We start from the raw sequence: 4,236 nt of genomic DNA on the forward strand, positions 1-4,236 counted from the left end.
CGGCCACACCCAGCAGGCCCGGCCACACCCAGCAGGCCCGGCCACACCCATCATCCCCGGCCACACCCAGCAGGCCCGGCCACACCCAGCAGGGCCAGCCTCACCCAGCAGGGCCAGCCCATCAGCAGTACAAGCCCTTCCCGGCAGCGCGGCCCCACCCCCGGGGAGCCAATCGGCCTCACCCACCCAGCGGCTCTCCGATGTCAGTCGCCGCCCAATGTCGCCCCAGCAGCACCCGTTCCCTATATTCCGAGGGAGAGTGTTCGAAACCGAAGCCCCGACAGACCAAAGGACGGCCGCGTGACATCGGCATCCGAGCAGCCCACGATCGACCCCGCCGCCGCCCGGCGGCTGCTGGACCAGGCCCGCGAGGTGCGCGCCCAGGCCTACGCCCCCTACAGCAACTTCAGCGTCGGCGCGGCGCTGCTGGCCGAGGACGGCCGCGTGTTCACCGGCGTCAACGTCGAAAACGCCTCCTATCCCCTGGGCACCTGCGCCGAGCGCACCGCCATCGGCAACGCGGTGACGCAGGGCGCGCGGCGCTTCGTGGCCATCGCCGTGGTGGGCCCCGAGGACGACGCCGCCTGTGCGCCCTGTGGCGGCTGCAGGCAGGTGCTCAACGAGTTCGGCCCCGACATGCCGGTGATCATGCCGGGCGGCGGGCCGGCGGGGGTGCAGATCACCTCCGTGCGGGCACTGCTTCCCGGGGCGTTCGACCAGGACCGGCTGAACGCCACCCGCGAGGGACGATGAGCGGCTCTGCACCCTCCACCGTCGAACTGATCGAGCGGAAGAAGCGCGGCGGCGAGCTGTCGCCGGACGAGATGCGCGGATTTCTCTCCGGCTACCTGTCCGGCGAGGTGCCCGACTACCAGGTGGCCGCCTGGCTGATGGCGGTGGTGTGGCGCGGGATGACCGAGGCAGAAACGCTGGAGTTCACCCGCGCCATGGTGGACAGCGGCGAAACGCTGGACTGGCCGGGACTGGACCGCCCCACGGTAGACAAGCACAGCACCGGCGGCGTGGGCGACAAGACGTCCATCGTCCTCGTGCCCCTGATGGCCGCGGCCGGGGCCGCCTTCGTCAAGATGTCGGGACGGGGGCTGGGGCACACGGGCGGCACGCTCGACAAGCTGGAGGCCATCCCCGGCGTTCGCTGCGAGCTGCCGCTGGACGAAATGCGCGCCCAGGTGCGGCGCATCGGCTGTGCGCTGGTGGGCCAGAGCGGCGAGCTGGTGCCGGCCGACAAGAAGCTGTATGCCCTGCGCGACGTGACGGGAACGGTGGACAGCATGCCGCTGATCGCGGGCAGCATCATGTCCAAGAAGCTGGCGGGCGGTGCGCGCAGCATCGTCCTGGACGTGAAGTGGGGCTCCGGCGCCTTCATGCAGACGCTGGACGATGCCCGGGAGCTGGCGCGCACGCTGGTGTCCATCGGCAACGGGGCGGGGCGGCGCACACGGGCGGTGCTGAGCCCCATGCGCCAGCCGCTGGGCCGCGCCGTGGGCAACGCGCTCGAGATCCGCGAAGCCATCGACACCCTGCACGGCCGCGGCCCGGCGGACCTGTGGCGGCTGACGCTGGAGCTGGGCGCGCACCTGCTGGAGATGTCGGGGCTGGCCGCGTCCGCCGACGAGGGGCGCGCCTCGCTCACCTGGCTGCGCGACTCGGGGGCGGGGGCGCGCACGCTGCAGACGCTGATCGAGGCGCAGGGCGGCGACCCGCGGGTGGTGGACCAGCCGGACCTGCTGCCCTCCGCGCCGGTCATCCACCCCTACACCACCGACCTCCCCGGCTGGGTGGCCCAGGCCGATGCACGTACGATCGGCGACGCGGCGCTGGCGCTGGGCGCGGGGCGAAAGACCAAGGCCGACCCGGTGGACCCCGCGGTGGGCATCGTGGTGCGCGCGCGCATCGGCGATCGCGTGGAGGCGGGGCAGCCGCTGGCCGACGTGCACGCGCGCTCCGAGTCGGCGGCGCGCGAGGCCATCGAACGGCTGCGCTCGGCCTTCGTGCTGTCCGTGCGCCCGGCAGAGGCCGTTCCGGACGAGTACGAAACGGTCGGCTGATCCGCGACTCCGGTCGAGGAGAGGGGCCGGGCCGAGTGCTCGGCCCCTTTTCGTCCCCGCGGCTTGGTGCACCCGCCGCACCACAGCGGAAATCCTCCAACTACCAGCCTGCCGGCGCGCGATGTCATCCCGATGGAGCGGCCACGGGCGACCCAGCCCGCACATCGTGGACAGCAGCGACTGAGGGATCCGCCACACACTCGCCAGAGCGCGCCGGAGCCGGATCGCGCACCGTATCCACGCGGCTCAATCGCCGTCCAACGGCAGGCACGGCGGAGCGCAAAGGAGCCGGGTACGTCGCTTGCCCTGATCGCACGGACACACAACAACGGGAGATGAACGATGGATCTGCTGACGTGGATTATCGTGGGACTGGTAGCGGGCGTGCTCGCCGGGCTGGTCGTGGGCGGCGTGGGGCTGGTGGGCGACATCATCGTGGGGATCGTAGGCGCGTTCGTCGGCGGATGGCTCTTCCGCCAGCTCGGCGTGACGACGCCGTTCAGCGGCCTGGCGGGCACCATCTTCACGGCGTTCGTCGGAGCGGTGGTGCTGCTCTTTCTGCTGCACGCCCTGCACAGGCGCCGAGGCGGGTACGGGCGACGCCGCTGACCACTTTGGCTACTTTTTAGCACCGGCGCGCGGATGCTCCACGTCACCAACGGCGATGCCGCGGCAGACGCCATCCGCGCGGCCGGCATCCCCGGCGAGATCCTCCCCTGGCGCGACGTGCTGCACGAGGGGCCGGTGCCGGCCGACCTCGCGCTCCGGGAGCTGAGCCTCGTCCGCGCCGAATTCATCGCGTCCCGCGGCTGGGGCGGAGTGGACGAGGTCCGCCGCGAGTTCGAGGAGCGGGACGGTGCGCTGGCCGCGTCCGTGGACGAGGACGAGGTGGTGCTCTGGTTCGAGCACGACCTGTTCGACCAGCTCCAGTTGATTCAGGTGCTGGACTGGTTCGCCGCGCATCCCAGGCCGGGGCTGACGCTGATCAACCCCGCGCAGTACCTGGGCCCCTCCACCCCTGATGAGCTTCGCGCACTGTTCGCGTTGCGGATGCCCGTCACCCGCGCGCATCTCTCCGCCGCCCGCGCCGCGTGGGAGGCGTTCCGCGCGCCCGACCCGCGGGGCATCGAGGCGATTCCGGGCGCGGAGCTGGCGGCGCTTCCGCACCTCGCGTCCGCCCTGCGCCGCCACCTCCAGCAGTTTCCGTCCACGCGAGACGGCCTGTCGCGCAGCGAGCGGCAGGCGCTGGAGGTGCTGGCGGAGGGGCCGCGCCCGGCGGGGGAGCTGTACGTGGCGTCGCACCATGATCGCGAAGATCCCATCTGGCTGGGCGACTCCACCTTCTATTCGTACCTCGAAGACCTGGGCCCGCTGGTCACGATCGGCGGGGCGACCGAGATCCACCGCCGGATCGTCACCCTGACGGAGCTAGGCCGCGACGTCCTGGCCGGCCGTGCGGACCGCGTCGCGGCGATCGGCATCGACCGCTGGCTGGGCGGCGTGCACCTCAGCGGCGTTGAGGTTCCCTGGAGATGGGACGAGGTCGCCGGGCACATCGCCAAAGCATCCTGATTCGCTGGCTGGCACACACATCCTGGGCGCGCCACAGGGTCGCGGAAGCACGACAGCAAGCCAGTCCACGAAGGTGGACATCGTGTGGTTGTTGCAGCGAATTCATTCGCCCGTGCAGGCCGCGGCCTCTGGACTGGGTGACGCTTCCGCGCCGGGTTAGTACGTGTCCGGGGCTAGATCCTTCGGCGCGCGAGGTATCCGGCGCGGGCAGGTTCGGTGCGCCTGCGCCTCAGGATGACAACCTGTGTTGTGATCCGCGGCTAGCGTGTGGATAGATAGCGCGGCCGGGTGACGCCTGCGCCGAATCCCGCCGCATCCCCCGCGCGTAGTGCTGGCACGCATCCTCCACGTAACGCGGATCGGATGCACGACGAGCTACGAACGAGAACCAATCGGATCGGGATGGAAATCGGCCGGCTGACCCTGCCCCCGCTGCGGGACGAGGAAGAAAAGCGCGTGCGGCTGGAAAAGATGAAGCGCGTCGCCACCGGCCTGCTGGTGGTCGCGACGATCATCTTCATCGTCGCGCGCATCTTCGAGGCACGATATCCGTGGCTCGGCTTCATCCGCGCTACCGCCGAGGCCGCCATGGTGG

Annotated in this window: 4 protein-coding genes and 1 pseudogene; all 5 read left to right on the forward strand. The window is 71.1% G+C overall.

Annotated elements, in window-relative coordinates; genetic code table 11:
* The first annotated feature begins 300 nt into the window (after positions 1–300).
* Entirely contained in the window at positions 301–753 is a 453-nt protein-coding gene (gene cdd, locus VIB55_RS19370; protein ID WP_331022225.1) for a cytidine deaminase, read from the forward strand.
* Positions 750–2,069 (forward strand): thymidine phosphorylase, encoded by a 1,320-nt coding sequence (locus VIB55_RS19375; RefSeq protein WP_331878315.1) that lies wholly within the window; start codon positions 750–752, stop codon positions 2,067–2,069. Before cdd ends, VIB55_RS19375 begins: the two co-directional genes overlap by 4 nt.
* 342 nt (positions 2,070–2,411) lie before the next feature.
* Complete coding sequence (locus tag VIB55_RS19380) at positions 2,412–2,678, forward strand: GlsB/YeaQ/YmgE family stress response membrane protein (protein WP_331074458.1); 267 nt, start codon at positions 2,412–2,414, stop codon at positions 2,676–2,678.
* 33 nt (positions 2,679–2,711) lie between these two features.
* Positions 2,712–3,641, forward strand: coding sequence for a DUF1835 domain-containing protein (locus VIB55_RS19385; RefSeq protein WP_331878316.1), 930 nt, complete (start codon positions 2,712–2,714; stop codon positions 3,639–3,641).
* Positions 3,642–4,043: 402 nt separating this feature from the next.
* Positions 4,044–4,236 (forward strand): annotated as a pseudogene (locus VIB55_RS19390) (DUF445 domain-containing protein); the annotation flags it as partial.

The organism is Longimicrobium sp. (assembly GCF_036554565.1).
In the GTDB taxonomy this organism is placed as follows: domain Bacteria; phylum Gemmatimonadota; class Gemmatimonadetes; order Longimicrobiales; family Longimicrobiaceae; genus Longimicrobium.